This window comes from Mesorhizobium sp. LNJC394B00, assembly GCF_000502555.1.
Lineage (GTDB): Bacteria > Pseudomonadota > Alphaproteobacteria > Rhizobiales > Rhizobiaceae > Mesorhizobium.
This window is the reverse complement of record NZ_AYWH01000001.1, coordinates 592,253-618,631: the sequence shown is the minus strand read 5'-3', so window position 1 is coordinate 618,631 and position 26,379 is coordinate 592,253. Positions and strand designations below refer to the sequence as shown.

Below are 26,379 nucleotides of genomic sequence, written 5' to 3'. Positions count from 1 at the left end.
CTATGTGCCAGGCGCTGACCGCCGGTCAATGCGTCCAGGGTATCCTGCGGTCATAGCGGAAATTTTCCGCATAGGAAATCTGCCGGCGCTTGGTCTCTTTCGGCTCCTCGACACGGAAGGCCAGCCCCTGCTTTTCGGCATAGGCCACCGCTTCTTCCCTGGTGTCGAAGGTCAGCCTGATCTGGCTCAGCATGTCGCCCGATGTGGTGTAGCCCATCAGCGGGTCGATCTTCTTGCGTTGCGCGGGATCGAATTCCAGCACCCAATGGCCGGTCTTGGCCTTTCCGGACTGCATCGCGGTTTTGGCTGGGCTGAAAATACGCGCGGACATAGGCACCTCGTAGCTGCGTTGGCGGTAGCGCCGCCTTATTTCAGTCAATACTGTGCAACACTGCCGACGGCAAGGCCGAAGCGGCCTGCAACCAGGTCGCTTCGGCAGCGGCATAGGCTGGATACACTGGCGTAGCATCAAAAGTCATGGTCATGATGGCGACACAAAGAGGCATGGACGCAGGGATTTTGCACGCCGAGGCCGGCAGCCAAGCGATTTTCGACGGCGCGATCGTGATCGGCGCCGGGGCAGCCGGCTTGACCGCAGCCCATGCGCTGCTCAAGACCGGCGTGCCTGTGATGGTGTTGGAAAAGGAAGCCCGGCTGGCCGAGCCATGGCACGGGCGGCACGAGCGACTGCATCTCAACACGCACCGCGACCTTTCGGCGCTGCCGGGCGTTTCCTTTCCCGCCGGCACCCCTGCCTTTCCGCACCGAAACACCATCATCGGCCATCTGAACGAATTCCGCGCCATGCACCGGCTGCCGGTCGAGTTCGGCATCGCGGTCGAGGAGATAGGCTTCGAGGGCGACCACTGGCTTGTGCGGACCAGTGCCGGGCCGCGGCTGGCGCGCCATGTCGTCATCGCCACCGGGCGCGACCGGCAGCCCTTCGTTCCGGCCTGGAAAGGCATGAAGGCCTTTGCCGGACGCATCATCCATTCGGCCGCATTCGGCGACGCCAAGGCCTATGCGGGCAAGAAAGTGCTGGTCGTCGGCGCCGGCAATTCCGGCTTCGACGTTCTCAATCACTTGGCGGCAGCCGGCACGGGACAGATCTGGCTGTCGGCGCGCAACGGTCCGGCACTGCTACCCAAGCGCCTCGGCCAGATCGCCGTCCACCGATTTTCGCCGATCCTGGCGCGGCTGCCGTTCAAGCTCGCCGATGCGGTGATGGCGGCGACGCAGCGATGGGCCTTCGGCGACCTCACGGCCTACGGCCTGCCGCCGACGCCTTCGGGCGGCGCAAGCCGGCTGGCGTCGGATTATACCGCCATCGCCACCGATGACGGCGCCGTCGATGCCATCAAGGACGGCAGGATCATCGTGCTGCCAACCGTGCGGGAATTTACCGGCGACACGGTCGTTTTCGACGATGGCGCGACGATCCAGCCCGATATCGTCATCGCCGCGACCGGCTACCGCACCGGGCTCGAGGCCATGCTGGGCAAGCTCGGCGTGCTCGACCAAAAGGGCGTGCCGCTGTTCAACGGCGCCGACAGCGACCCGAAACTGCCGGGCCTGTGGTTCACCGGCATGCGGCCAAGCATCCGCGGCTGCTTCGCCAATGCTCGCATCCAGGCCAAGGCGATCGCAGCCAGGATTGCGCGGGAGCGCAGACCGCCAAGCCCCGTTTGATGTTTTAGGGGTTGCGCGACAGGGTCCGGAACCGTATACGCCGCAGGGCCTCGGAGTGTAGCGCAGCCTGGTAGCGCATCTGGTTTGGGACCAGAGGGTCGGGAGTTCGAATCTCTCCACTCCGACCATTTTTTCCCACAAAGCCAGTCCTTGCCCAAGGTCACTCCCAAGGTCGCCAATGGCTGCCTCGCCGGTAGCGCATGGCGGCACGCATTGCCCAAGCAGCAGCCGCTCGCCGATCGGACCCTACATTGGAACACCAGTTCGCTCCGAGAGTTGTGTATGTTCAACCCAAGGAGCAAACAATGAAAACCCTTCTCATCGCCTCGATGATCGCGTTCGCCGGAACGGCGGCTTTGATCGCACCGGCGAAAGCCGCCAGTCTGACTATCCAGTCCGATGACGACGATCAATATTCGTCCGACGATGGCGATATACAGATTCTTCGCCATCACCAGCGCCACAAAGACTATAGCGACGACTATGGCGACGACTACAGCGACAACCAGGATGGCCAATGGAGGCGCCACCACCGCCATCACCGCTGCCATATCGAACTGGTCAGGCACTGGCGCCATCACCACAGGGTCGTCGAAGAGGTCAGGGTCTGCGGCTGATCCGATCGCTTTAGACCTGCTACGGCCGAGTTGGCGACCGGAGCACCAATCTGACCTAAAGCGCGTCTCATTTGAACGGACTCACGCGACGCGCTTGAGGTCTTGTTTGATGCATGCGGTTCTCTCAAAACCGGGGCCACTTGAGCTACATGCATCAGGCGCCCGTGTCATCGAACAGCATCCCTTCGGCGGGTTTGGCTGAAAATCGACGCAGGGATAATCCCCTCGCTTCCACCTCTATCGCCGGTCTAAAAGCGCGTCGCGCTGAAACGTATCCAGGCGACGCGCTTTGATTTTTGTTTTGATGCATGTCGTTCCCTCAAAACCGGGACCACTTTTGAGCGACATGCATTAGACTCCGGGCAAGGGGAGATTCTGGATGCTTGGTCTCGAGGCATGGCTTTCGCTGATTGGCCCTGCCTACTTCGCTTACATCGGCATCACGGTTCCGTTCGTCGTCGTCTGGGCCATTATCTGTGCGGCCCTGTGGATCTGGAACAACCGGCCGAGCAAGAGGCAAGGCCCTCCCCGCTCGTGGCCCGCCAGCGTGCTGTTCTTTGTCGTCGTTGCCGCGTGCTACGTGGCAGCGCATACGGTGGTCTATCTGCTGGTCCGGTATCTGGCGGCGTTGTGGGCATAAACGTAGCTCTATAGAGCGCTCTCGATATCGGTCTTCGAAAAATCGTCGCCAACATAGAGCAAGCGGCAGGCTCGATCCTTTGCCACTTCATAGGCAAAGCAATCGCCGAAATTGAGCCCGGCCGGATGAATACCCTTGCCCCATTTCCCATACGCCTCGGCTATGCGCCGGCCAGAGGCTGGTGTCACCGCCGTGACCTCGAAGCCGAGCCCGTCGATCAGGCCGGCCATTTCCTCACCGACATTGCGCCTATCCGCCACGATCAGCGCCTCGGCCACTGTGCCAGCCGAGATCAGAATATCGTCTTCGGCTTCCAGCGCCGCAATGCAGGCACTGGATTGAGGTTCGGCAAGAACGATCGCCATCAGGGCCGAGGTATCGACCACGATCATTCGGGCAGGCCATCAGCGCCATAGAGGAAATCCTGACTGCGCGCTGCATCCGGCCCGGCCTTCGCCTTGGCAGAGCCGGATGCTCGCATTGCCTCCAGCAATGCCCGGCGGCCTTTCCTGTCAGGGGCAGCCTTCACGGGAACAAGGCGCACGGCTGCATGACCATGGCGGGTCAGGATAATTTCATCCCCAGCCTCGGCACGACGCACCAGTTCGGTGAGCTGCCCCTTGGCGTCTGTAACGGATACCTGCATTGACCACTCCTTTATGGACCATGCTCTGGTCCATATTCAAAAAGTAGACCATCTAATGGTCCATTTCAATGCAGGACGATGAGATCTTGCGGCTTGGTGAAGTCTGAATGACAGCTGGCGCGCAATCGTAGGCCTTGCGGCGATTCTATCTGAAGGTAAGCTCGCCGGGCGAGAACCCCAATCATCACTCCCGGCGAGCCTACAACCCGATCAGGAACGCGATCAGGACCGGGGTCAGCCGGCAAACGCAGTGTTGCAAGATGGATGCCAGAGGTTTCTTCTCGAAATGGGACAGGAGCGGAGTCTTCTCCTTCCACTGCCTACACGTCGAACTCGCCCTGCCCTTCGTCCATTGCGCTGACGGTTTCGGCGGCGAGCGCCCTGGTGATCGGCGTCTTGCGCTCGAGCGCGGTGCGGTCGAGGCGCTCGACCACGCGCATGGCGGTGGCCAGCGAGCGCTCGATGCGGCGCACCAGATATTGCACGACATGCGGCTCGACCTCGACCTGGCGGTCGGCGAAGAGTTTGGTGATGACACCGGCCAGAAGCAAATCGTCCGGCTCATGGATCTCGACGGTTGCCGCCGCCTTCAGCCGCGAGGCAAGATCGGGCAACCTCACCCTCCAGGCGGCGGGGAAGCGCCGCGCCGTCAACAGCAAGGTGGCCCCGGCGCCGCGCACTTCATTGATGAGATGGAACAGGCCCGCCTCCTCGATGGCTGTCTTGTCGACATCGTCGATCAGCGCGGGCCTGCCGCCAAGCCCGGTGATGGCATTGCCGATGCGCTGGGCATCGACCGCCACAGCGTTGGCCCGCGCCTGCCAGATCGAGCCCAGATGTGTCTTGCCGGAACCAGCCGGGCCGGCGAGCACGATCACCGGCGATGGCCAGTCCGGCCAGCGATCGACAAGGGCTGCCGCCTCGCGGTTGGTGGCCGACACCACCAGTTCGTCGCGCGAGTAGCCGGTGCCGTGGCCAAGGTCGAGCGGCAGCTGGCGCGGCGGTTCGGTCTTATGATCCGTCACGTTCAGCCGCGCGGCGACCGGTGGCCCCCGCCGCGAGCGGCGGGCAGCGGCGGGACGGGCTCGGTGGAGTGTCCCTTGTAGAGAGGCGATTCGAGATAGCGGGCAATGGCAAACCGCACCAGCACGGCAACCGCCGCCGAAGCAGGAACGGCGATCAAAAGGCCGACGAAGCCGAACAGGGCGCCGAAAGCGAACAGCGCAAACATCAGCCAGACCGGGTGTAGGCCGACGCTTTTTCCGACCAGCCTCGGCTGGAGGATGTTGCCCTCGATGAACTGGCCGATGAAGAAGACCACCGCGACAGCAACGATCATGGTCCAGTCCGGCCAGAACTGGACGAAGGCGACGCCGACGGCCAGGACCAGTCCGGTCAGCGAGCCGACATAAGGGATGAACGAGATCAGCCCGGCGAAGAGGCCGATGAGGATGGCGAAATTCAGCCCGGTCAGCGTCAGGCCGGTGGCATACATGCCGCCGAGCACCAGGCACAGCGTGCCCTGGCCGCGCACGAAGCCGGCGGTCGCGGTGTTGATGTCCCTGGAGATCGCCCTGACCGTCCCGACATAATCGCGCGGCACCCAGCTGTCGACGACCGCCACCATGCGATCCCAGTCGAGCAGCATGTAGAAAGCGACAACCGGAGTGACCACGAACAGGCTGACCACCGACACCAGAGCAACGCCGGAACTCCAGATCGAGGTGAAGACGGTGCTCAGCAAGCCGAAACCGGAAGTGAGCAGCGAATTCAGCCCGTCGCGCAGGCCATTGGCATTGACGCCGAATTTCTGCTCCAGCCATTTCGGATCGAAGCTGGTGATCAGCGACTGCAGCCGGGTCAGATATTCCGGCAGCTTGCTGGCGAAATCGGCCATCTGCGTGGCCAGTACCGGAACCAGGATGACGAAGGCCAGCACCAAAAGAACGATGAAGGCAATCAGGATGACCACCGTCGCCATCAGCCGGGAGAGGCCGAGGCGTTGCAGCCGGTCGGCGACCGGGTCGAGAAAATAGGCCAGCACCATGCCGGCAACGAACGGCAACAGGATGCTGGAAAAAATGTAGAGGAACAGCGCCAGGAAGATTGCCGTGCCCAGCCAGAAGAAAATCTGGCGGCGAAACGCCAGGGACGCAGCCGCGTCTGCTAACGCGGCAGTCGCGGCATTCTTGTCAACTACCCGGGGTGGAGCCTTCGCCATAGCCGCTCATATGCCTCAGCCAAGCCACGAGATAGGCCGCGGCCGAAGCCACGGTCAAGACCCCGGACAGCAATATGAGCGCAGGCCTGAGCGGGTCGAGGTGGAGGCCAAGGGCAAGTTCGCCCAGCACCACGGCGCCAGCACGATCTGGGCGGCGGTGTTGGCCTTCGACACATAGAGCGGCTTCATCTCGACCGGATGCGCCATGACCGTGGACAAAAGCACGGCGCAGATGATCAGCGCATCGCGTGACACCATGGTCACCACCAGCCACAGCGGCAATTGCCCGATGAAGCCCATGACCACGAACACCGAGACCAGAAGCACCTTGTCGGCCATCGGATCGAGATAGGCGCCGAGTTTCGAATGCTGGTTGAAGCGGCGGGCGATGAAGCCGTCGACGCCATCGGAAATTCCGGCAACGAGAAATCCGGCAAAGGCCCAGTCCCAGCGCATGTTCAGCATCGCCAGCACCAGCACGAAGCGCAGGATGGTGACGAGGTTGGGAATGGTCAAAGGCATGTCCCGCCATGCTTGTTCTGCAGATAGATGATGGAGATGGATTGTGGCTGCAAGGACCAGCGGTGAAGGGGCGACTGTCCACGTATTTATCTTGGGCAAAAGCCCGGTATCCTGTCGTCATCCTTGCCCCCCGAAACCATTCATGCGAAGAGCCGCCGAGGGAAACAGGGATGCGCCGACGATGAGCAAGGGCGACCGGGCCAAGCGCAAGAACGGGCTCACCTATGCCGAGGCGGGCGTCGACATCGATGCCGGCAACCTCATGGTCGAGAAGATCAAGCCGCTGGTGCGCGCGACGCGCCGGCCGGGCGCCGATGGCGAGATCGGCGGTTTTGGCGGCCTGTTCGACCTCAAGGCGGCGGGTTTCACGGATCCGGTGCTGGTTGCCGCCAATGACGGCGTCGGCACCAAGCTGAAGATCGCCATCGATGCCGGCAAGCACGACACGATCGGCATCGACCTCGTCGCCATGTGCGTCAACGACATCGTCGTGCAGGGCGCCGAGCCACTGTTCTTCCTCGACTATTTCGCCACCGGCAAGCTCGACCCCGACCAGGGGACGGCAATCGTCGGCGGCATAGCAATCGGCTGCCGACAGGCCGGCTGCGCGCTGATCGGCGGCGAGACCGCTGAAATGCCCGGCATGTATAACGACAAGGATTACGACCTTGCCGGCTTCGCCGTCGGTGCGGCCGAACGCGGCCAGTTGCTGCCGACCGACGATATTGTCGAAGGCGACGTGCTGCTTGGGCTGGCTTCCTCGGGCCTGCATTCGAATGGCTTTTCGCTGGTGCGCCGCATCGTTGGCGTCAGCGGGCTTGCCTGGAGCGATCCGGCGCCGTTCAACGATGAGGCGACGCTGGCCGAAGCGCTGCTCGAGCCGACCCGCATCTATGTGAAGTCGATCTTGAAGGCGATCCGCAACACGCATGGCATCAAGGCGCTGGCCCATATCACCGGCGGCGGCTTTCCCGAAAACATTCCGCGCGTCCTGCCGAAGGACTTTTCCGCAGAACTCGATCTCAATGCCATCGATGTGCCGCCGGTGTTTTCCTGGCTGGCGAAGACTGGCGGCGTGGCGCCGGAGGAGATGATGCGCACCTTCAACTGCGGCATCGGCATGATCCTCGTCGTCGCCTCCGGCCAGGCGGCACAGGTCGCAGCCGTGCTGCAGGAGGCCGGCGAGACTGTGACGCCGATCGGCCGCATCGTTCCGCGCCGCGACGCCGGCGTCATCTATCGGGGCTCGATCGGCCTATGAGCAGGAAACGCACGGTTGTTCTGATCTCGGGACGCGGCTCGAACATGACGGCGCTGATCGCGGCGGCGAGCGACCCGGCCTATCCCGCCGAGATCGTTGGCGTCATTTCCGACCGGGCCAACGCCGCCGGCCTCGGCATCGCGGCCGCGCGCGGTATCCCGACCAAGGTCATCGTGCGCGCCGACCATGCCAGCAAGGAAGCCCATGATGCGGCGATCGACGCCGCGCTGATTGCGTTCAATGCCGAGATCGTGGCGCTGGCCGGCTATCTGCGCATTCTCTCCCGCGGCCTGGTCGAGAAGTGGCAAGGGCGCATGCTCAACATCCACCCTGCCCTGCTGCCGGCCTTCAAAGGGCTCGATACGCATGCGCGCGCCCTGCGCGCCGGCATTCGCATTCATGGCTGCACGGTGCATTTCGTCACATCAGAGATGGATGACGGCCCGATCATCGCGCAGGCAGCGGTGCCGGTGATGGTCGGCGACAATGAAGACACACTGGCCGCCAGAGTGCTGAAGGCCGAGCACCGGCTTTATGCGCTGGCGCTCGGGCTGGTCGCTGACGGCAAGGCGCACATGGAAGGCGGTCGCACTGTGCTGGCACATTTCGCCGACGATGCCGAAAACGGAACTTCCGTGGTGATGGCGCCCGACCCGCTGCGCGAAGAACGCGATCTCGAACATCTGGCGCGGATCACGCCGTAGGCCGACATTGGCGACACCGAGACAATTGCTCCTGCTGCGCCACGCCAAGTCGAGCTGGGACGACCCGGCGCTTGCTGATTTCGACCGGCCGCTCGGGCCGCGCGGGCTGAAGACGGCGCCGCTGATGGGGCGCGAACTGGCCCGGCGCAGTTGGCTGCCTGACCTGGCGCTGGTGTCGCCGGCGCTGCGCACGCGCGAGACATGGCGGCTGGTCTCGGCGGAACTTTCGGCGAGCGTAACGGTGGAGTTCGCCGAGGCGCTTTTCGAAGCCACGGCTGGCGACATTCTGGCCGAGGTGCAGCAGGCAGTCGCATCGGCTAGCTGTCTCCTGGTGCTCGGCCATAATCCCGGCCTGGAGGACTTTGCCCGCCGGCTCGCCGGTCCGCGATCGGGTGTGGCTGCTCTAAGGAAACTTGAAGAGAAACTCCCGACCGGCGCCCTTGCCCGCTTTGTCATCGACGGCGATTGGGCGGATCTCGGCTTCGGCGCGGCCCGGTTGACGCATTGCATCAAGCCGAAGGATATAAGCTAGACCAAGCTGCCTAACGGGCTAGCCGCAGGTGACAGCCGCAAACCGTGTTTTGAAAAGACCACGCAATCAAGGACATAAGACCAACTGCTGGCGGATTGATTCAAGATCTTTGCGGCCCAGAGTCAATTTGCATAAAACTAAGAGCGGTGGGCCAAGCCCCCCGCTCTTTGTGGTCGTCGATTTCTCAGAAAATCAACGACCCCAGATGCCCTGGCCGGATTGCGGCTGGTTCGAGTCGCCCTTGATCGTGAAATCGCCGAGGCTGGCCGGCTTGCGGATTGAGGCGGTATAACTGTGATCGATGTTGCCGGCGGGCGCTGTCACAGCAGGCTGGTTGACGCCGTCGGAGCCGTAGTGGTCGCTGCCTGCGAAAGCGGTGCCGGTGGCAAGGAGGATGGCAGCAGCGGTAAGTGCGATCTTGGTCATTTCAGGTAATCCAGATTTTTCAGTTCTGTCCGTCAAGTGGCGTGCCTTGGGAGGAATTCGCGTCGCTCGGACCACCCCGAAATGGGTGTGCGTTGCTGCCATTGCCAATCACAAAAATGTGCGAACCGAACCGTTCGGTTCGGTCTTGGAAGGCGCCGAATGGCGTAGTTGTTGCTATATTCTATTCTCTAGGCGGCTCCGACCTCGCAACGCCCCTCGTTGCGTTACCCTTGTATCTCAAAAGGTCGTGAAGCCCAGTACGTCGCGCATGTCGTATTCGCGGGGAGGCCGGACGGCGACCCAGCGCGCTGCCGCAATGGCGCCGCGCGCGAACATCGAGCGGTCGCCGGCTGAATGCGAGAGCGTAAGCGTTTCGCCCTCACCGAGGAAGCTCACGCTGTGCTCGCCGACAATGCTGCCGCCGCGCAGCACGGCAAAGCCGATCTCGCCGGCAGGGCGTGGACCTGTAACGCCGTCGCGGATGCGTTTCGCCACATCGTCCAGCCTGACGCCATGTCCGCGAGCGGCCGCCTCGCCCAGCATCAGCGCCGTGCCCGACGGTGCGTCGACCTTCATGCTGTGATGCGCTTCCAGGATCTCGATGTCGGCGGCGGGACCAAGTGCTCGCGCCGCCTGTTCGACCAGCCCAGCCAGCATGTTGAGCCCCAGCGAGTAGCTGCCTGAGCGAACGATGGCGACGGACTTCGAAGCAGCAGCGATGGCGGCGAGATCGGCCGGCTCGAAGCCGGTCGAGCCGATGACCAGCGCAGGGCCGCCGCGGGCCGCGCAAGTCTTCGCCAATTCGATGGAGGCCGCAGGCGTGGTGAAATCGATGACGACATCCGCAAGCGCCAGTGCTTCGTCGCGCTCGACCAGCCCCTCGCCGGCGCTGCCCGGCCTGTGAAAGCGGGCGACGAGCGCCAGCCTGGGATCGGTCTCGACGGCCAGCGCCATCTCCCTGCCCATGCGGCCGAGCGCACCGGCTATGGCTATTTTCAATGGATGCGGCATGGCGGCTTTCACTGGAAATGCGAGTCGCAACAATGATCTACCATGCCGCCCTGCCAGATTGATTCAGCCGGCGCCATGCGTCTTGAGCATCATGCCGGCGATCTCCTTGACCAGCTTGGCGGCAACCAGCGCGGTGAGATTGGAGACGTCCTGGCTTGCATTGTATTCGACGACATCGGCGCCGACGATGGGCTGGTCGATCCGCTGGATCAGGTTGATCACTTGCCGGGTTGTAAGACCACCGGGTTCGCGGTGCGACACGCCGGGCGCACAAGCCGGGTCGAGGCCGTCGAGATCGACCGAGAGATAGACCGGCGTCTTGAGATCGAGCTGCAGGTCCTCGCTGAAATGCCGCGCCTCGATCACCTCGACGCCGAAGCGCTTGAGCTGGTCACGAAGTTCATAATTGAGGGTGCGCAAGCCGATCTGGATCAGCCGGTCAGCCAGCCCCTCCTCCAGGATGCGCGCGAAGGACGAGGTGTGGGACCGCCTGTTGCCCTGATAGGCATCGTAGATGTCGGGATGGGCGTCGATCTGGACGATCGTTAGCCTGGCATGGCGGCGGCGCACGGCACGCAGCACCGGCCAGGCGATGGCATGATCGCCGCCGAGGCTGATCAACGGGTGGCCGGCATCCAGCGCGCGGCCGACCTCGGCCTCGATTCGCTCCCACGGATCGCCGGCGCCTGAAAAGTCGATGTCGCTGTGGTCGACGAAACTGTCCGCCACATCGAAGCCGGTTTCGCTCCACGAGCTGTGCGCGTCGCTTTTGAGTTCGCGCCGGATCAGGGCCGGCGCTGCAGCCGCGCCCTTGAGATAGGACGAGTTCTCGTCATGTGGTATTCCCAGAAGCGAAACCCTGGTCATCGGCGTGCGATCTCCGGCAACAGGCAATCTCCCTAAACCCGGCATCTGGCTGGCGATAGCAGTGCCGCTTGGGCCAGTTGCGAAGGCGATCAGGCGTCACTTCCCGATCGCGCCGCCCAGTCTTTGCCTGACGATCGCGATATGGAAATCCGTGCCGTGCAACAGCCCGTCATCGTTGAAGTCGTAGCTGGAATTGTGCAGCGGCGGCGAGGTCTCGCCATTGCCGAGAAAGACGAAGCAGCCCGGTACGTGATCGAGGAAGCGGGCGAAATCCTCCGAGGCGGTCATCGGCTCCGCCGCGATGCTGGCGGCGCCATAGGCCAGCACGCGCCTTGCGGCGACAAAGGCCGCGTCCACCAGGTCGGCATCGTTCTGCAGCGGCACGAATTCCCTGCTATAGGTCACGTCGGCGGTGACATTGTAGGCGGCGGCGGTACCCGCTGTGATGACCCGCATCTGGCGCTCGATCTCGGCGCTGACCTCGGGACGAAAACTGCGGGCGTCACCGAGGATGCGGGCGAGGCCGGGCAATGCGTTGCGGGTGCCGTCGGTGATCAGTTCGGTCACCGAAACCACCGAAATGTCGGCCGGGCTCAGCCGGCGCGAGACGATGGTCTGCAGATTGGTGACCAGCGCGCAGGCGGCGACCAGCGTCTCGTTCCCGGAATGTGGCCGCGCCGCATGGCCGCCGATCCCCTTGAGCACGATCTCGAAATTGTCCTCCGCCGACATGAACGGGCCGGCACGGGTCTCGAAATGTCCAATGGGCAGGCCCGGCATGTTGTGCAGGCCAAAGATCTCGTCGAAGGGGAAGCGCTGCAGCAGCCCGTCATCGAGCATTGCCAGCGCGCCCTTGCCCCACTCCTCGGCCGGCTGGAAAACGAAACGCACGGTGCCGTCGAAACCGCCCTCGGCGGCGAGCAGCTTTGCCGCGCCGAGCAGCATGGTGGTGTGGCCGTCATGGCCGCAGGCATGCATGATGCCGGGGTTCTGCGAGCCATAGGCTGTCGCGGACTGCTCGGTGATCCGCAGCGCATCCATGTCGGCCCTGAGCGCAATCGCCCGGTTGCCGCTGCCGCGCTTCAACGTGCCGACGATGCCGGTGCCGCCGACCCCCTCTGCAACGTCGTCCAGCCCGAATTCGCGCAGCTTCGCGGCGACAAAGCCAGCGGTGCGCTTTTCCTCGAAACCGAACTCGGGGTGCGCGTGCAAATCGCGCCGCCAGCCCGTCATCTCCCGCTTCAGCGCATCACGATCGAGTTCAGCCATTTTTCTCCCCGACCTCTTTTGCAAGCTCACTGGCGACATCAAGCAGGATGTTGGCGCCGGCGACAAGCTCGGCATCTTCAGTGTGTTCGCGCGAATTGTGGCTGATGCCACCGGCGCTCGGCACGAAGATCATTGCCGCCGGCGCGAGGCGGGCCATCATCTGCGCGTCATGGCCGGCGCCCGATGTCATGCGCCTGACGCCGAGACCGCGGTTCTTCGCGGCCGCCTCGATCAGTTCGACGATGCCGATGTCGAACAGCACCGGTTCGAAGCGGGCGAGCCGCTCGACCGAGATCGATACGTTCTCCGAAACCTCAAGCTCCTCGAGATAGGCAGCAAGGGCCGCCTCATGCGCCTGCAGGCGCTGTTCGTCGGGATCGCGCAGGTCGATGGTGAAGACGGCGCGCGCGGGAATGACGTTGATGGCGTTGGGTTCGAAGCGCATCGTGCCGACCGTGGCCACGGTTGGCCCATTTGAAGCCCTGGCCCGATCGTGCAGGAAGGTGATGATGCGGGCGGCGGCGTGGCCGGCGTCGCTGCGCATCGACATCGGCGTGGTGCCGGCATGGTTGGCGGCGCCGTCGATGGTGATGCGCTGCCAGGAAATGCCTTGCAAATTCTCGACCGCGCCGATCGGCACGCCTTCACGCTCCAGCACCGGCCCTTGCTCGATATGAAGTTCGAGATAGGCATGCGGCTTGAGGAAGCCGGGTTCGCGGTCGCCGGCATAGCCGATGCGGGCGAGCTCCTGGCCGAGCACGCTGCCATCCGTGCCGATGGCGGCCAGCACGGCCTCGGCGCTGACGCCACCGGCATGGCATAGCGAGCCCATCATGTCAGGCGTGTAGCGCACGCCTTCCTCATTGGTGAAAGCGGCGACCGCGACCGGGCGCGACGGCGAAAAGCCCGAAGCCTGCAGCGTCTCGATCACCTCCAGCCCGGCCAGCACGCCGTAGCAGCCATCATAGATGCCGGCATCGATAACGGTGTCGATATGCGAACCGATGAGCAGCGGCGCCTGCCCGGCATTGTCGGGGCTTTGCCAGATGCCGAAGATATTACCGACCCGGTCGATGGCGACTTCCAGCCCGGCCTGCCTGAGCCAGCCGACAAAGAGGTCACGGCCCTGTCTGTCTGTGTCGGAGGCGGCGAGCCGGATCAGCCTATCCTCACTGTCGCGGCCAACGGCGCCGAGTTCCCGGATGCGGCCAAGCAGACGCTGTGCATCGATCCCGATCATGGCTATGCCTCGGCCTTCAGCTTGCCGGCCAGCACATCGGCGGGGCTCTGCCCGACCAGCTCGGTATAGCGATGCGGGTCTGTGGCGCCTTCGGTGTTGATCAGCAGCACGCGGGATTTGTCGTCGAGCCCGAGCGCGGCCTTGTGGTCGGCCACCGCCCGGATCAGCCCGGCCAGACCGACGCCGCCGCTTTCGCCGGCGACGATCACTGGATCATTGCCAGCCGGCCGTGCCAGCCGCCGCATCACCGCGACCGCCTCCTCCTCATCCACTGTCATGAAGGCATCGGCAACCCGCGCCAGAACGCGCCAGGCAACTTGCGAGGCCTCGTAGCATTCGAGCATCGCCATCACCGTCGGCTGATCGTGTGCGACCTTGACCACGTGGCCCGCCCGGGCGGCTGCGACAACGCAGGCGGCGCGGGCCGGCTCGACGACGATGAAGGTCGGCCTGGCGTCACCGAGCACGATGGCGAGATGGCCGGCCAGGGCGGCGGCAATACCGCCGACACCGGCCTGCACGAAGACATGGGTCGGCGGCTGCGGCAACTGGCCCAACGCTTCGCGCACGATCGCCGTATAGCCCTGCATGACCAGACCGGGGATGCGCTCGTAGCCCGGCCAGGAGGTGTCGGACACCACGGTCCAGCCTTGCTCCGCTGAAACCTCGGCGGCCTGCCTGACCGCGTCGTCATAATTGCCGTCGACGCGGATCATCTCGGCGCCATAGCGGGCTATTGCTGCAATGCGCGCCTCGCTGACGCCGGCGTGAACGAAGATTGCCGCTTTCGCGCCAACCAACTGTGCACCTTGCGCGACCGAGCGGCCATGATTGCCGTCGGTGGCGCAGGCAACCGTCATGCCGGCAGCGACCGCCCGGACGTCGAACCGGTTGAGATCGGCCACGTCAACGGGCCGATGAAGCGATCGGCTCGCCTCCTCCAGCACCAGTCGAAAAACGGCATAGGCGCCGCCGAGCGCCTTGAAACTGCCGAGACCGAGGCGAAAGCCTTCATCCTTGATGTGGACGGCGCCGAGGCCGAGTTCGCCGGCCAGCGTCGGCAATGCATGCAACGGAGTTGCCAGGTGATTGTCGCGATGGGCCAGAAAGCGCTCGACCGTATCGGCGCCGGCATTCCCCAGCGTTTCGGCCTCGACCGGATCGAGCGGCCGACGGTGCAAGGCATTGCTGTTGAGCAGGAACACGGGTGGCCTCCTTTGGGTGTGACGAAATCATATTGCAGCCGAGGCGCAAATAGCGCTGTTATTGGCGCTTCGAAATGCAAGTTTGTTTCGCCAGGATAGCGCTTTGCCTCGATCGCCTTCGCTCGACAGTTTCGACCTCGCCATCCTTGCCATCCTGCAGCGGGACAACACGACGCCGCAGCGGCTGATCGGCGAAGCCGTCAACCTGTCGGCGCCGGCGGTGCAGCGGCGCATCAAGCGCATGGAACAGTCCGGCGTCATTGCGGGCAATGTCGCCGTGGTCGACCCGGCGGCGGTCGGCCATCCCATCACCATATTCGTCGAAGTGGAACTGGAGAGCGAACGCTCGGACCTGATCGACGCGGCCAAGCGGCAATTCTCGGCAGAGCCCGAAGTGCAGCAATGCTACTACGTCACCGGCGAGGCCGACTTCATCCTAGTCATCACCGCGGCCGACATGGGGGCCTATGAGGCGCTGACGCGCAGACTGTTCTTCGACAGCAAGAATGTCCGAAAATTCCGCACCTTCGTTGCCATGGACCGTGTCAAGGTGGGGCTGACGGTGCCTCTGCCGGGATAGCCAGTCACTTTTACGCAATTCCGGACGGAAAACCGCTCACACTTTTCCTGGAATTGCTTCAGCCAGCCGGCCGCAGCCAGACCTTGTTGTCGTGGAAGGCCGCACCGCCATAGGGCGCTGGTGCGTCGGCGCCGGTGAGCACATTGATGCCTTCGCCACGCTCATGGGCGCTGTTTGGCCAGATGCCCTCGGCGATCACCACGCCGCGCTTGAGGCCTTCGAACAGCTTTGCGTGCAGCACCACCTCGCCGCGCCGGTTGCCGACCTCGATACGGTCGCCGTCGCCCAAGCCAAGCGCGGCAGCGTCGTCCGGATGCAACAACAATTCCGGCCGGCCTTCCTTGGCCTTCGACACCGGTGTCTCGGCGAATGTCGAATTGAGAAAATTGCGCGCCGGCGATGTGGCGAGCCGGAACGGATGCTCGGCGTCCGCCACCTCGATCAGGTCGACATGGTCGGGGAATTCGGGGAGTTCCGCCACCGGCCCGAACAGGCCCATGCTTTTCGGCGGCCGGTTGGGCGCCGCCTGCCCGCTCCAGTTGGCGCGGAAGTGAAATTTCTTGTCGGCATGGCCGAAACCATCGATAAAATGCGCCGCCTCGAAATCCGGCTGCAGGTCGACCCATTTGTCTTCCTTGAGGCTGGCGAAGGAGCCCAGCCCGCGCTTGCCGAGGATGATGTCGATATGCTGCTGCTCGGTCAGGCCAAAGCCCGGCCGGTCGGCGACGCCGAGACGCTGCGCCAATTGCTCGATGACGAAATGGTTGGTGCGCGGCCCTTCCGGCGGTTCGATCAGCTTGGGACCGAGCGTGATGTGCTGGTTGCCACCGCCCTTGTAGACGTCGTCATGCTCGAGAAACATCGTTGCCGGCAAAACGACATCGGCGAGCTTTGCCGTGTCGGTCATGAACTGCTCGTGCACGCAGGTGAACAAGTCGTCACGCAGGAAACCCTGCTTCACCAGCCGCTGCTCGGGCGCGACATTCACCGGGTTGGTGTTCTGGATCAGCATCGCCGTCACCGGCGGGCCGCCATAGAGCGCGTCCGCTGCACCGGTCAGCACCGGGCCGATGCGCGACTGGTCGAGATGGCGAATATTGGGATCGCGCATCGCGGCGCCTTCCAGCACATCCTGGTTGAGCTTGAAGATGCCGGAATTGGAATGGAAGGCACCGCCACCCTCATATTGCCAGGCGCCCGTGACGGCGGCGATGCAGGATGCCGCGTGCATGTTGACCGCGCCGTTGCGCTGGCGGGCAAAGCCATAGCCGAGGCGGAAATAGGTTTTCCTCGTCGTGCCGACGAGGCGTGCGAAAGCCTCGATCTCGGTGACGGCAAGACCGGTGATGGCGGAAGCCCATTCCGGCGTGCGCGTCTCCAGATGCGCTTCCAGCCCCTTCGGATCGTCGGTGTATCTTTCGAGATAGGCGCGGTCGGCCATGCCTTCCCTGAACAGCACATGCATGACCGCGCAGGCCAGCGCGCCATCGGTGCCGGGCTTCAGCACAAGGCCTATATCGGCCTGCTTCATCGTCGCGTTCTCGTAGACATCGATGACGACGATCCTGGCGCCACGCTCCTTCCGCGCCTTGATGGCGTGGGTCATGACATTGACCTGCGTGACCACGGCATTGGTGCCCCAGATCACCACGCAGTCGGACTTCGCCATCTCGCGCGGATCGGGACCGCGCAAGGCGCCCGCTCCCATCATCCAGCCGGTCCAGGCCAGATTGGTGCAGATCGAGCCGAAGAAGCCGGAGTATTTTTTCGCATGGCGCAGCCGGTCGATGCCGTCGCGCTGCACCAGCCCCATCGTGCCGGCATAGAAATAAGGCCAGACGGTCTCGGAGCCGTATTTTTCCTCGGCCGCGATGAAGTTCTCGGCGACGACGTCGAGTGCCGCTTCCCAGCTGGATTCCTTCCAGACGCCGTCGCCCTTGGCGCCGGCGCGCATCAGCGGCTTCAGCAGTCGGTCCGGATGATGGACACGATCGGCATAGCGCGCGACCTTGGCGCAGACCACACCAGCCGTATACGTATTGGACTTGGCGCCATGGACACGGCCGATGCGGTTGCCATCGAGCAGTTCGACCTCGAGCGCGCAGGTCGAAGGGCAATCATGCGGACAGGCGGAGTGGCCGATTCTGAGCTTGGCGTGCTGGTTCATGCGGCGTTTTTAGCGGGTTTCGCGGGCGGCGTGTAGGGCCAGATCTTACCCTCCCCTTGATGGGGAGGGTCGGCGCGCAGCGACGGGGTGGGGTGCGGCGCGGACCCCCCCCCCCCCCCNCCCCCACCCCGCTCCGCTTCGCGGATCGACCCTCCCCACAACGGGGGAGGGTAATCACTCCACCGTGCCTTCCTCATACTCGGCCGACATGGTTAGCCATTTCTCCTCGTGACCGGCAAGCTGCTGTGCCAGCTGCGAGCGCTCCTTGGCGAGCCGGGTCGCGGTCGACGGATCCTTTTCGTACACCGCCGGATTGGCGAGTTCGTCCTCGATCAGGTCGATGCGCTTGCGGATGCGGTCCATCAGCGCTTCGGTGGCGCGTATTTCCTTGGCCAGCGGCTCAAAGGCGGCGCGGCGCGCGGCTGCATCGCGGCGGCGATCGGCCTTTGATGCCTTCTCGGCCTCGCGCTTGCCGCGTCGGTCGCCGGACACGCCGGTGACCAGCGTCTTGTAGTCCTCAAGGTCGCCGTCATACGGGTTGACCGCCCCGTCCTTGACCAGCCACAGCCGGTCGGCGGTCGCTTCCAGCAGATGGCGGTCATGCGAGATCAGGATGACGGCGCCGGGAAACTCGTTCAATGCACGGATCAGCGATTCGCGACTGTCGATGTCGAGATGGTTGGTCGGCTCGTCGAGGATGAACAGGTTCGGGCCTTCGAAGGCCGACAGGCCCATCAGCAGGCGCGCCTTCTCGCCGCCGGACAGGTCCTTGGCGGCGGTGTTCATCTTCTCGGTGGTGAGACCGAACTGGGCGACGCGGCCACGTACCTTGGATTCCGGCGCCTCCGGCATCAGCCGGCGGACATGCTCATAGGCGTTTTCATCAGGCCTGAGATCGTCGAGCTGATGCTGCGCGAAGATAGCCACTTTCAGGCCCGGCGCCACCGTCATGGTGCCGCTCTCCTGCTTCAACCGGCCCGACAGAAGCTTGGCGAAGGTCGACTTGCCGTTGCCGTTGGCGCCGAGCAGCGCGATGCGGTCGTCGGCATCGATGCGCAGCGTCATCTTCTTCAGGATCGGCTGGCCCTCGGTGTAGCCGACATTGACGTTGTTCAAGGCAATGATCGGCGACGCCACCGTTTTCACCGGCTCCGGGAAAGAGAACGGCCTCACCGTGTCGTTCACGATCGCCGCGATCGGCTTCATCTTCTCCAGCGCCTTGATGCGCGACTGCGCCTGTCTCGCCTTCGAAGCCTTGGCGCGGAAGCGTTCGACGAAGGACTCCATGTGTTTGCGCGCGGCTTCCTGCTTGACACGGCCCTTCTCCTGCAACTCCTTCTGCTCGGTGTACTGGCGCTCGAACTGGTCGTAGCCGCCGCGCCAGAAGGTCAGCTTCTTCTGGTCGAGATGAACGATGGAATTGACGGCGCGGTTGAGCAGGTCGCGATCGTGCGAAATCAGAAGCACCGTGTGCGGGTATTTCGAAACATAGTTTTCCAGCCACAGCGTGCCTTCGAGATCGAGATAGTTGGTCGGCTCGTCAAGCAGCAGAAGGTCGGGCTCGGCAAACAGCACGGCGGCAAGCGCGACGCGCATGCGCCAGCCGCCGGAGAAGGACGAGGCCGGGCGGCGCTGCGCGGCGTCGTCGAAGCCAAGGCCGGCGAGGATGGTGGCCGCGCGGGATTCCGCCGAATGCGCATCGATATCCGCCAGCCGCATATGGATGTCGGCAATGCGGTGCGCGTCGGTGGCGGTCTTTTCCTCCTCGAGCAATGCGGTGCGCTCGAGGTCGGCCTTGAGCACGATTTCGATCAGCGGCTCCTCGGTGCCGGGCGCTTCCTGCGCCACCTGGCCGATGCGGGTGTTCTTGGGCAGGCTTATCGAGCCGGTCTCGGAGGGAAAGTCGCCGGTGATGGCCTTGAACAGCGTCGTCTTGCCGGTGCCGTTGCGGCCGACGAGGCCGGCCTTGGTGCCGGCCGGCAAGGTCAGCGAGGCATGATCGAGAAGCAAGCGTCCGGCCATGCGGAGCGAAAGATCGTTGATGATAAGCATGCCGGGGCTTTTGCACGGGAGGGCGGCGCTTCGCAAGGGCCTGGGCGCTGGCGGGGGCATAAGGCATGAAGACGGCGCGCCTTAAGCGCGCCGTCCATTGCAAACAGCAGACTGACTTTTCAGAGGCTGCCTGGTTCAGGCTTTGGGTTTGCGCTTCGTCACCTTGGCCGCGGCGGCCGGAACGGCCGGCTTGCGGCCGAGGCCCGAGGACTTGGCCAGTGCCGAACGGGTCGCGGAGTAGTTCGGCGCCACCATCGGATAGTCCGACGGCAAGCCCCATTTGCCACGATATTCCTCCGGGCTCAGACCATGGTCGGTCATCAGGTGGCGCTTCAGCGACTTGAATTTCTTGCCGTCCTCAAGACAGACGATGTGATCGGGAAACACCGACCGCTTCGGATTGACAGCGGGGTTCAGCGCGGGGCTTTCCACGGCGGCAATGCTGCCCAGCTTGCGCACCGATGCGCTGACGCTGGCGATCAGATCCGGCAGGCCAGACGCAGGGAGAGGATTGTTGCCGACATAGGCCGAGACGATGTCAGCAGTCAGTTCAATAGCGGTCTTGCTGTCGATGGTGTGCAATTCTGTTTCTCCCGCCGGTCATGAAGTTGCCGGCTTTTTTTAAGACTTCTCTTGATGTATCGACCTAGCTGCACCCCCCAACGGGTCGCTAAAGTCTCAATAAATGATCAAGAATCGGAACAGGAGGATGTTTCCACAACAGGTTGCAACGTTGCAAATTAGAAAATCTAATACTTGGAAACGGCCGACTTCGCGCCAGCAGATTTCAACTGCACGGACGCCGCAGGTTTAGAGTCGGCCAGTATGTCCAGAATGCGCTTCCAGCGGGCGCACCGGCCGAAATCTTTTTGCTCTATCGCCTTTTCGGCCTTCATGGCGGCGTAGAGCGGCGCCTCGGCGCCGAACTCCTTGAGCAGCCAGAATGCTTCCTGTCTGGCGAGGCGTTCATCGTCGTCAAGCATGTTCAGCCTCCGAGCGTTCTATGCCCACCGCAATACAGCTGCCGATGACGAGGACCGCACCGGCTATCGCGGTCAGCGTCAGCCTTTCGCCCGAAAGTGTCAGCAGCAGCGTCGATGCGATCGGCGTCAGATAGGCGATGACCGCAACCTTGCCGCCGCCTTCAAGCTTCAAGGCGCGCGACCAGAAATAATATCCCAGCCCCATCGGGCCGGCACCGAGATAGAGGCCAAGCAGGAGGTGCTCGCTGGATGGCCAGGCAGCGCCGTCGTGAATACACCACAGCAAGGTCAGGCCGACGCCGACCAACGCCGAAGGCAAAAGCAAACGCTCCGACGGTGTGGCCAGGCGGGCGACCGCAATCGAATAGAAGGCCATGCACAGCGCCGAGCCGAAGGCAGCGAGATAGCCGACGATGCTGCCTTGGAGAAAAGGCTGGCCGCGACCACCCGAGATCACCAGCGCCACGCCGACAAAGCCGAGCACGGCAGTCAACCCCAGCAGCACGGGGCGTTGCCGCTTGCCCAGCACGATGACCGCCGCCGCGACCATCAGCGGCCAGGTGTAGGCGACGAGATTGGCCTCGATCACCGGCATGGAGGCAAAGGCGATGTATTGCAGCACCATGGTGCCGACCAGGCCAATAAAGCCGACCGCGACCGGCGCCAGGGTGCCGTCAGCACCCTTGGAAAAGGCTGCGTCTTGCAGGCCCCTCTTCCGGCTCGCCAGATGGATGACGGCGAACACCAGAGCCGCTCCACAAAATTGCAGCAACTGCACGAGCGACACTGGATGGCTGGCCAGCAGGGATTTGCCGACCAGCGCGTTGGTCGACCACAGGGCGACCGCGCCGGCGGCGAAGACCAGGGCCGATGGCGAGCCGGATTCATCCCGGAATCGGCGCGACGGTGCCTTGTCCTTATCGCCGACCATGATGTTACCGACGACCAAACCGGCGTCCACTTCTATGCTCTGGCTACCATGAATCCCTTGACCCGCCCGGGACCGGTGCATCGGCCGCCGCCGCAACCGGACGTTCTTCCTCGAAGCGGCGATAGGCCGGCAGCTGGTTCGTCCAGACGTCTTCGGCCAGTTCGTTGACCCATTCGCGATCGTGATCATTGTCGGCTGCGAGATAGAACATGCGATTGTCGTCGACGTAGGGCTTGGCCACAGAGCGCTGGTTGAGGACCAGCGTGACGCGCGAGCCGAGCTGGATCGGCGCGGTGCGGTGCAGCACACCGAGAAACTGGCCGAGCGTGGCGTAGTTCATCTTGTGGTCGATGCGCATGACCTGGTTGCGCGGAATCTCGCGGCCGGATTCAAGGATGGCGCGGCCGGTCTCGGAATCGTCGCAGTAGATTTCGAGATGGCCGCCGACCAGCGGATTGCTGATCGACAGCGGAATGAGTTCGGTGACCGGGACACCGTCGCAATGCCAATCGACGGCGCCGTCCTTGGGATTCATGAAAGTGACGGTCGAGCCGACGATCGACAGCGGATAGGGCTCGAGCTTGGTGCCCATCATGTCGGACAGACGTTCCAGGCGCAGCTTGTCATGCAGCAGTTCCTTGATCTCCGGGATAAAACGGTCGGCGCCGGTGATGAAGGTAAGGTCGAGGTGCTTGTGCACGGCGTGGCTGGCCTTGAGCTTCAACGCCGCCTCTTCGATCGCCGCCAGCAGCGCCGGGTCGTAGCCATGCAGATACTGCGCAACGCCGAAACCCGACACTTTCCAGGCCGTCTCATGGCCGATAATGGCTTCTCGGCTCATCGCGTAGCGCAGTTCAGGTATGGTATGGGCGTTCATTCTACTTCTCCAGGATGGGGGCATCACTTGGTAAACTGTCGATTAATTTCCCCACCCCTGTAAAATTAGGAATGCTGGTGCTAGTGTAAGCCCAGCTTAAGGTCGAAACGCGTGCGTCTGCTCAGTCAGGTCAACCTCAATTCGCTGAAGATTGTCGAAAGTGCCGCCCGGCACCGTAACTTCACGCGCGCGGGCGAAGAGCAGTTTATTACTGCTTCCGCCGTCAGCCAGCGCGTCAAAAGCCTCGAGGACCAGCTGCGCTTCAAGATCTTCCAGCGCGGCGGCAATGCGGTGTCGCTGACACCCGAAGGCGAGACCTATGTGTCGCGCGTTCGCGAGGCGCTGGAGCGCATCGTGGCGGCCAGCATGGAGGCGACCGGACAGTCGCAGGCGCATGTGCTGAAGATTTCGGTACTGCCGACGTTCGCAGCGCGCTGGCTGTTTGCCCGCCTGCCGCTGTTCCAGCGGCAATATCCCGAAATCGAAATGCGGGTCTCGACCTCCTACGCCACCAATGAGTTCGCCACCTCCGAGTTCGACCTCGAGATCCGCTATGGCGACGGCAGCTTTCCCGACCTCAAAGCGGACCTGCTGTTCAAGGAGGATTTGACGCCGGTGTGCAGCAGGAAGCTGTTCCACGAGGTTCTCGGCGACACGCCGCCGTCACAGGTGACGCCCGACGACCTCAGGCATTTCACGCTGCTGCATTCCGACACCTGCACGCAGAACTGGCAGTCGTGGCTGGGTTTTGCCGGCGCGAGTTCCGTGCTCGGCGAGACCAAGAGCATCTATTTCGATTCCTGCATGATGTCCTATGAGGCGGCCAATGCCGGCATGGGCTTTGCAGTCGCCAACCGCGCCTATATGGCGAGCGAGATCCGCGCAGAGAGACTGGTGGCGCCGTTTGCCGTGCATCACCCCAACACCGCCGGCTGGTATTTCGTCTGCCCGGTCACCGCGCCCTACACGCGCAAGGTGGAACTGTTCAAGCAGTGGATCATGGCCGAGGCGGCGCTGACGCAGTGCCAGCTGGACGCCGGGATTGCCGGCGGCCCGGTGCTGCGCAAGGCCATTGCCTGAGGTCCTCCCGTCGAGTTTCGTTCCGCACGCCATCTGACATCGAAGTTGTTTTGTGCAGAAGCGCCGTCATGAAGCAGGTCGATGCGGCCCACCTCATGACGCAGGCGAGAGACTCAGCTATCTTCGGTTGTTGCGGCGGACCTGATATCCGCCTGGCCGGCGCTATCAGCTCACCTCCCAAGCGGCGCCGGCCTTCTTCTCCCGAAGGCTACCTTCAGCCTTGTCGTCCCGCTAAAACGATCATTGCGCGGGCTGATCGCCGCCGGCCGCCGGCTTTGGCGCCGAATCCGACTGCGGGGCATGGTCGAGCAAGGGTGCTTTGGTCGGCTGGATATTGTTGTCGCAGGCGGCGAGCGCCAAGCCGACGGCCAACAGAACAGGGAGCTTCTTCATGGCAACCTCCTTCGTTTGCCCTCCCCTCGTGAAGGCAACGAGAGGATTCAGCTTTGGTTGCACGCTCGCAAACGACACCGCGTCGGCTGGAACCAAACGGCGGCTCTGAGGTTGGTTGCCTAAAGGAGATCGCGCCATGATCCGTCTGCTCATAACCGGCCTTTTCGCTTACGCGACCTATCGCATCGCCAAGGAGATCATCAAGGACGTGCCCGACAATTTCGATCCGTTGCCGGTGCCTGGCGACGAACGCGCCGCCTTGCGGCGCCAGTCGGCGGCAACGGGTGTCGCGCCACGGCGGTAAGGGCGACTTCCGCCCGTTGCGAACAAAGCGGAAACGATGCTTGATAGGCGATGACCATCGCCATCAATGATTCGTCCTTGCGGCCCGCCTATCTGGCGAAGCTCAACGCCGAGCAGCGGCTCGCTGTCGAACATGGCGACGGCCAGATCGCCGGGCCGCTGCTGGTGATCGCCGGCGCCGGCTCCGGCAAGACCAACACGCTCGCCCACCGGGTTGCGCATCTGATCGTCAAGGGCGCTGATCCCAGACGCATTCTGCTTATGACATTCTCGCGCCGCGCCGCCACCGAAATGGCCAGGCGGGTCGAACGCATCGCCGGCGAGGTGCTGGGCCGAGACGCGTCCGTCATCGCCGACGCGCTGAGCTGGGCCGGTACGTTTCACGGCATCGGCGCCAGGCTGCTGCGTGACTATGCGCTGACGATCGGCCTCGACCCCGCCTTTACCATCCATGACCGCGAGGATTCCGCCGACCTGATGAATCTTGCCCGGCATGAGCTTGGATTCTCGAAGACCGAAAGCCGGTTTCCGACCAAGGGCACCTGCCTGGCGATCTATTCGCGCGCCGTCAACGCGCAGGCGCCGCTTGGCGAGGTGCTGGGTTCGGCCTTTCCCTGGTGCTCGGGGTGGGCAGAACAGCTGAAAGAGCTGTTCGCCGGATATGTCGAGGCCAAGCAGGCGCAGAACGTGCTCGATTACGACGACCTCCTGCTCTACTGGGCGCAGATGGCCGCCGAGCCGGAGATCGCGGCGCATCTGGGCTCGCGCTTCGACCATGTGCTGGTCGACGAATACCAGGACACCAACCGGCTGCAGGCCTCGATCCTTTCGGCGCTGAAGCCGAACGGCGCCGGACTGACAGTGGTGGGCGACGACGCGCAGTCGATCTATTCGTTTCGCGCCGCGGAAGTGCGCAACATCCTCGATTTCCCGCAACAATTCGCGCGAGCCGCCAATGTCATCATGCTGGAGCGCAACTACCGCTCGACCGTGACTATTTTGGCGGCAGCCAACGCGGTCATCTCGGAGGCGTCGGAGCGCTTCACCAAGAACCTCTGGTCGGAGCGCAAATCCTCGCAAAGGCCGAAACTGGTCAGCGTGCGCGACGAGGCCGAGCAGGCGAACTATGTCTGCCAGGCCATCCTGGCCGAGCGCGAGGCCGGCACGGTGCTGAAATCGCAGGCGGTGCTGTTTCGCGCCTCGCACCACAGCGGCCCGCTGGAGATCGAACTGACGCGCCGCAACATCCCCTTCGTCAAGTTCGGCGGGCTCAAATTCCTCGACGCCGCCCATGTCAAGGACGTGCTTTCGGTGCTGCGTTTTGCCGAGAACCCGCGCGACCGCATCGCCGGCTTCCGCGTGCTGCAGCTGCTGCCCGGCATCGGCCCTTCGGCGGCGAGCACCATCGTCGAGACCATGGCGACATCGCTCGACGAGGAAATGGGGCTGGCCCGCTACCGGCCGCCGCAACGCGCGGCTGAGGACTGGCCAGCCTTCGTTGCGCTTTATTCCGGCCTGCGCGCCCGGTCGGGGAAATGGCCGGCCGATCTCGAACAGGTCAGGCTGTGGTACGAGCCGCATCTCGAGCGCATGCACGAGGATGCGACGACGCGGCGAGCCGACCTCATGCAGCTCGAGCAGATCGGTTCCGGCTATGCTTCGCGCGAGCGCTTCCTGACCGAGCTGACGCTGGATCCACCGGATGCGACCAGCGACCAGGCCGGGCCGCCGCACCGCGACGAGGACTATCTGATCCTGTCGACCATTCATTCGGCCAAGGGCCAGGAATGGAAGAACGTCTTCGTGCTCAACACCGTCGATGGCTGCATCCCGGCCGATCTCGGCGTCGGCACCAAGGAAGACATCGAGGAGGAGCGCCGGCTGCTTTACGTCGCCATGACGCGGGCCAAGGACGGCCTGCATCTGGTGACGCCGCAGCGCTTCTTCACTCACGGCCAGGCAGCGCGCGGCGACCGCCACGTCTATGCCTCGCGAACCCGTTTCATCCCGGCCTCGATCCTCGGCGCCTTCGAGCAGACCTCTTGGGCGAGCGTCCACGCAAAGGACGATCCGCGCCACAGACCTGAAGTCCGCGTCGACCTCGGCGCCCGCATGCGCGGCATGTGGAAATAGAAGCCGCCAACCGCGGATGCCGCCGGGGAG

Annotated in this window: 28 protein-coding genes, 1 tRNA gene and 1 pseudogene; 11 read left to right on the top strand and 19 right to left on the bottom strand. The window is 63.7% G+C overall.

From position 1 onward, the window contains the following. Positions 1-25: 25 nt before the first annotated feature. Positions 26-331: an ETC complex I subunit gene (locus X751_RS160470; RefSeq protein WP_023670294.1), complete on the bottom strand. Its 306-nt coding sequence runs from the start codon at positions 329-331 to the stop codon at positions 26-28. A 173-nt stretch (positions 332-504) separates the two neighbouring features. Between X751_RS160470 and X751_RS160475 the strand changes: the two genes are divergently transcribed. The 4 genes from X751_RS160475 (at position 505) to X751_RS160490 (ending at position 2,946) form a co-directional block, all read left to right on the top strand. Next, positions 505-1,689, top strand: coding sequence for an NAD(P)/FAD-dependent oxidoreductase (locus X751_RS160475; protein WP_050592341.1), 1,185 nt, complete (start codon positions 505-507; stop codon positions 1,687-1,689). A 51-nt stretch (positions 1,690-1,740) separates the two neighbouring features. Further along, positions 1,741-1,817: transfer RNA gene (locus X751_RS160480), tRNA-Pro, on the top strand. Between the two features lie 177 nt (positions 1,818-1,994). Further along, complete coding sequence (locus X751_RS160485) at positions 1,995-2,306, top strand: hypothetical protein (protein WP_023743834.1); 312 nt, start codon at positions 1,995-1,997, stop codon at positions 2,304-2,306. Positions 2,307-2,685: 379 nt separating this feature from the next. Continuing rightward, positions 2,686-2,946, top strand: a complete 261-nt coding sequence (locus X751_RS160490) for a hypothetical protein (RefSeq protein WP_023701878.1) — start codon at positions 2,686-2,688, stop codon at positions 2,944-2,946. Between the two features lie 8 nt (positions 2,947-2,954). Here the strand turns inward: X751_RS160490 and X751_RS160495 are convergent, their stop codons facing one another. The 5 genes and pseudogenes from X751_RS160495 to X751_RS01000000163450 all read right to left on the bottom strand — a co-directional run bounded on the left by X751_RS160495 (position 2,955) and on the right by X751_RS01000000163450 (position 6,329). Then, positions 2,955-3,338 carry a type II toxin-antitoxin system VapC family toxin gene (locus tag X751_RS160495; RefSeq protein ID WP_023743833.1) on the bottom strand — a complete coding sequence of 128 codons (384 nt, stop codon included), beginning with the start codon at positions 3,336-3,338 and terminating at the stop codon, positions 2,955-2,957. After that, complete coding sequence (locus X751_RS160500) at positions 3,335-3,592, bottom strand: type II toxin-antitoxin system prevent-host-death family antitoxin (RefSeq protein WP_023743832.1); 258 nt, start codon at positions 3,590-3,592, stop codon at positions 3,335-3,337. The genes X751_RS160495 and X751_RS160500 overlap by 4 nt, the downstream gene beginning before the upstream one ends. Positions 3,593-3,912: 320 nt before the next feature. Beyond that, entirely contained in the window at positions 3,913-4,617 is a 705-nt protein-coding gene (gene hdaA / locus X751_RS160505; RefSeq protein WP_023743831.1) for a DnaA regulatory inactivator HdaA, read from the bottom strand. Positions 4,618-4,619: 2 nt separating this feature from the next. Further along, positions 4,620-5,813: an AI-2E family transporter gene (locus X751_RS160510; RefSeq protein WP_023711891.1), complete on the bottom strand. Its 1,194-nt coding sequence runs from the start codon at positions 5,811-5,813 to the stop codon at positions 4,620-4,622. Then, positions 5,785-6,329, bottom strand: a pseudogene (locus X751_RS01000000163450) (CDP-alcohol phosphatidyltransferase family protein). The gene X751_RS160510 and the pseudogene X751_RS01000000163450 overlap by 29 nt, the downstream one beginning before the upstream one ends. A gap of 187 nt (positions 6,330-6,516) precedes the next feature. Between X751_RS01000000163450 and purM the strand changes: the two are divergent. The 3 genes from purM to X751_RS160525 are packed head-to-tail and all read left to right on the top strand — an operon-like array spanning position 6,517 to position 8,832. Next, positions 6,517-7,596 carry a phosphoribosylformylglycinamidine cyclo-ligase gene (gene purM, locus X751_RS160515; protein WP_023743830.1) on the top strand — a complete coding sequence of 360 codons (1,080 nt, stop codon included), beginning with the start codon at positions 6,517-6,519 and terminating at the stop codon, positions 7,594-7,596. Further along, positions 7,593-8,300 (top strand): phosphoribosylglycinamide formyltransferase, encoded by a 708-nt coding sequence (gene purN, locus X751_RS160520; protein WP_023689060.1) that lies wholly within the window; start codon positions 7,593-7,595, stop codon positions 8,298-8,300. The genes purM and purN overlap by 4 nt, the downstream gene beginning before the upstream one ends. Before the next feature lie 25 nt (positions 8,301-8,325). Continuing rightward, positions 8,326-8,832 carry a histidine phosphatase family protein gene (locus X751_RS160525; protein ID WP_245265728.1) on the top strand — a complete coding sequence of 169 codons (507 nt, stop codon included), beginning with the start codon at positions 8,326-8,328 and terminating at the stop codon, positions 8,830-8,832. Positions 8,833-9,024: 192 nt separating this feature from the next. Here the strand turns inward: X751_RS160525 and X751_RS160530 are convergent, their stop codons facing one another. The 6 genes from X751_RS160530 to X751_RS160555 form a co-directional block, all read right to left on the bottom strand. Next, positions 9,025-9,258 (bottom strand): DUF680 domain-containing protein, encoded by a 234-nt coding sequence (locus X751_RS160530; protein WP_023701885.1) that lies wholly within the window; start codon positions 9,256-9,258, stop codon positions 9,025-9,027. 237 nt (positions 9,259-9,495) lie between these two features. Beyond that, positions 9,496-10,269, bottom strand: a complete 774-nt coding sequence (dapB, locus tag X751_RS160535; RefSeq protein WP_023743829.1) for a 4-hydroxy-tetrahydrodipicolinate reductase — start codon at positions 10,267-10,269, stop codon at positions 9,496-9,498. Between the two features lie 63 nt (positions 10,270-10,332). Beyond that, positions 10,333-11,136 (bottom strand): agmatinase, encoded by an 804-nt coding sequence (gene speB / locus X751_RS160540; protein WP_023743828.1) that lies wholly within the window; start codon positions 11,134-11,136, stop codon positions 10,333-10,335. Positions 11,137-11,232: 96 nt separating this feature from the next. Beyond that, positions 11,233-12,405: an amidohydrolase gene (locus tag X751_RS160545; RefSeq protein WP_023743827.1), complete on the bottom strand. Its 1,173-nt coding sequence runs from the start codon at positions 12,403-12,405 to the stop codon at positions 11,233-11,235. Next, positions 12,398-13,645: a Zn-dependent hydrolase gene (locus X751_RS160550; protein WP_031196559.1), complete on the bottom strand. Its 1,248-nt coding sequence runs from the start codon at positions 13,643-13,645 to the stop codon at positions 12,398-12,400. The genes X751_RS160545 and X751_RS160550 overlap by 8 nt, the downstream gene beginning before the upstream one ends. A gap of 2 nt (positions 13,646-13,647) precedes the next feature. Next, positions 13,648-14,850: a diaminopropionate ammonia-lyase gene (locus X751_RS160555; protein ID WP_023743826.1), complete on the bottom strand. Its 1,203-nt coding sequence runs from the start codon at positions 14,848-14,850 to the stop codon at positions 13,648-13,650. Positions 14,851-14,953: 103 nt separating this feature from the next. On the opposite strand from X751_RS160555, the gene X751_RS160560 reads away from it, so the two are divergent. Continuing rightward, on the top strand, positions 14,954-15,430 hold the full coding sequence (locus X751_RS160560; RefSeq protein ID WP_023689068.1) for an Lrp/AsnC family transcriptional regulator: 477 nt from the start codon (positions 14,954-14,956) through the stop codon (positions 15,428-15,430). A gap of 58 nt (positions 15,431-15,488) precedes the next feature. On the opposite strand, the gene X751_RS160565 is transcribed toward X751_RS160560, so the two are convergent. The 6 genes from X751_RS160565 to X751_RS1000000167415 form a co-directional block, all read right to left on the bottom strand. Next, positions 15,489-17,597 (bottom strand): molybdopterin oxidoreductase family protein, encoded by a 2,109-nt coding sequence (locus X751_RS160565; protein WP_023743825.1) that lies wholly within the window; start codon positions 17,595-17,597, stop codon positions 15,489-15,491. Positions 17,598-17,771: 174 nt separating this feature from the next. Next, on the bottom strand, positions 17,772-19,649 hold the full coding sequence (locus X751_RS160570) for an ABC-F family ATP-binding cassette domain-containing protein (RefSeq protein WP_023743824.1): 1,878 nt from the start codon (positions 19,647-19,649) through the stop codon (positions 17,772-17,774). A 135-nt stretch (positions 19,650-19,784) separates the two neighbouring features. After that, positions 19,785-20,231: a MucR family transcriptional regulator gene (locus X751_RS160575; protein WP_023670270.1), complete on the bottom strand. Its 447-nt coding sequence runs from the start codon at positions 20,229-20,231 to the stop codon at positions 19,785-19,787. A gap of 167 nt (positions 20,232-20,398) precedes the next feature. Then, positions 20,399-20,632: a hypothetical protein gene (locus X751_RS160580; protein ID WP_023684750.1), complete on the bottom strand. Its 234-nt coding sequence runs from the start codon at positions 20,630-20,632 to the stop codon at positions 20,399-20,401. Beyond that, entirely contained in the window at positions 20,625-21,593 is a 969-nt protein-coding gene (locus X751_RS160585; RefSeq protein WP_245265727.1) for a DMT family transporter, read from the bottom strand. Before X751_RS160585 ends, X751_RS160580 begins: the two co-directional genes overlap by 8 nt. A gap of 13 nt (positions 21,594-21,606) precedes the next feature. Then, complete coding sequence (locus X751_RS1000000167415) at positions 21,607-22,440, bottom strand: hypothetical protein (RefSeq protein ID WP_023743822.1); 834 nt, start codon at positions 22,438-22,440, stop codon at positions 21,607-21,609. A gap of 111 nt (positions 22,441-22,551) precedes the next feature. Here X751_RS1000000167415 and X751_RS160595 point away from each other — a divergent pair, with 111 nt between their 5' ends. Next, the gene (locus X751_RS160595; protein WP_023743821.1) at positions 22,552-23,520 is read left to right on the top strand and encodes a LysR substrate-binding domain-containing protein; all 969 of its coding nucleotides are present in this window, start codon (positions 22,552-22,554) and stop codon (positions 23,518-23,520) included. A gap of 240 nt (positions 23,521-23,760) precedes the next feature. Here the strand turns inward: X751_RS160595 and X751_RS1000000167410 are convergent, their stop codons facing one another. Further along, complete coding sequence (locus X751_RS1000000167410; protein ID WP_023684746.1) at positions 23,761-23,913, bottom strand: hypothetical protein; 153 nt, start codon at positions 23,911-23,913, stop codon at positions 23,761-23,763. 136 nt (positions 23,914-24,049) lie between these two features. Here X751_RS1000000167410 and X751_RS1000000167405 point away from each other — a divergent pair, with 136 nt between their 5' ends. Further along, positions 24,050-24,217, top strand: a complete 168-nt coding sequence (locus tag X751_RS1000000167405; RefSeq protein ID WP_023684745.1) for a hypothetical protein — start codon at positions 24,050-24,052, stop codon at positions 24,215-24,217. Positions 24,218-24,267: 50 nt separating this feature from the next. After that, positions 24,268-26,349 (top strand): ATP-dependent helicase, encoded by a 2,082-nt coding sequence (locus X751_RS160600; RefSeq protein ID WP_023743820.1) that lies wholly within the window; start codon positions 24,268-24,270, stop codon positions 26,347-26,349. Positions 26,350-26,379: the final 30 nt, after the last annotated feature.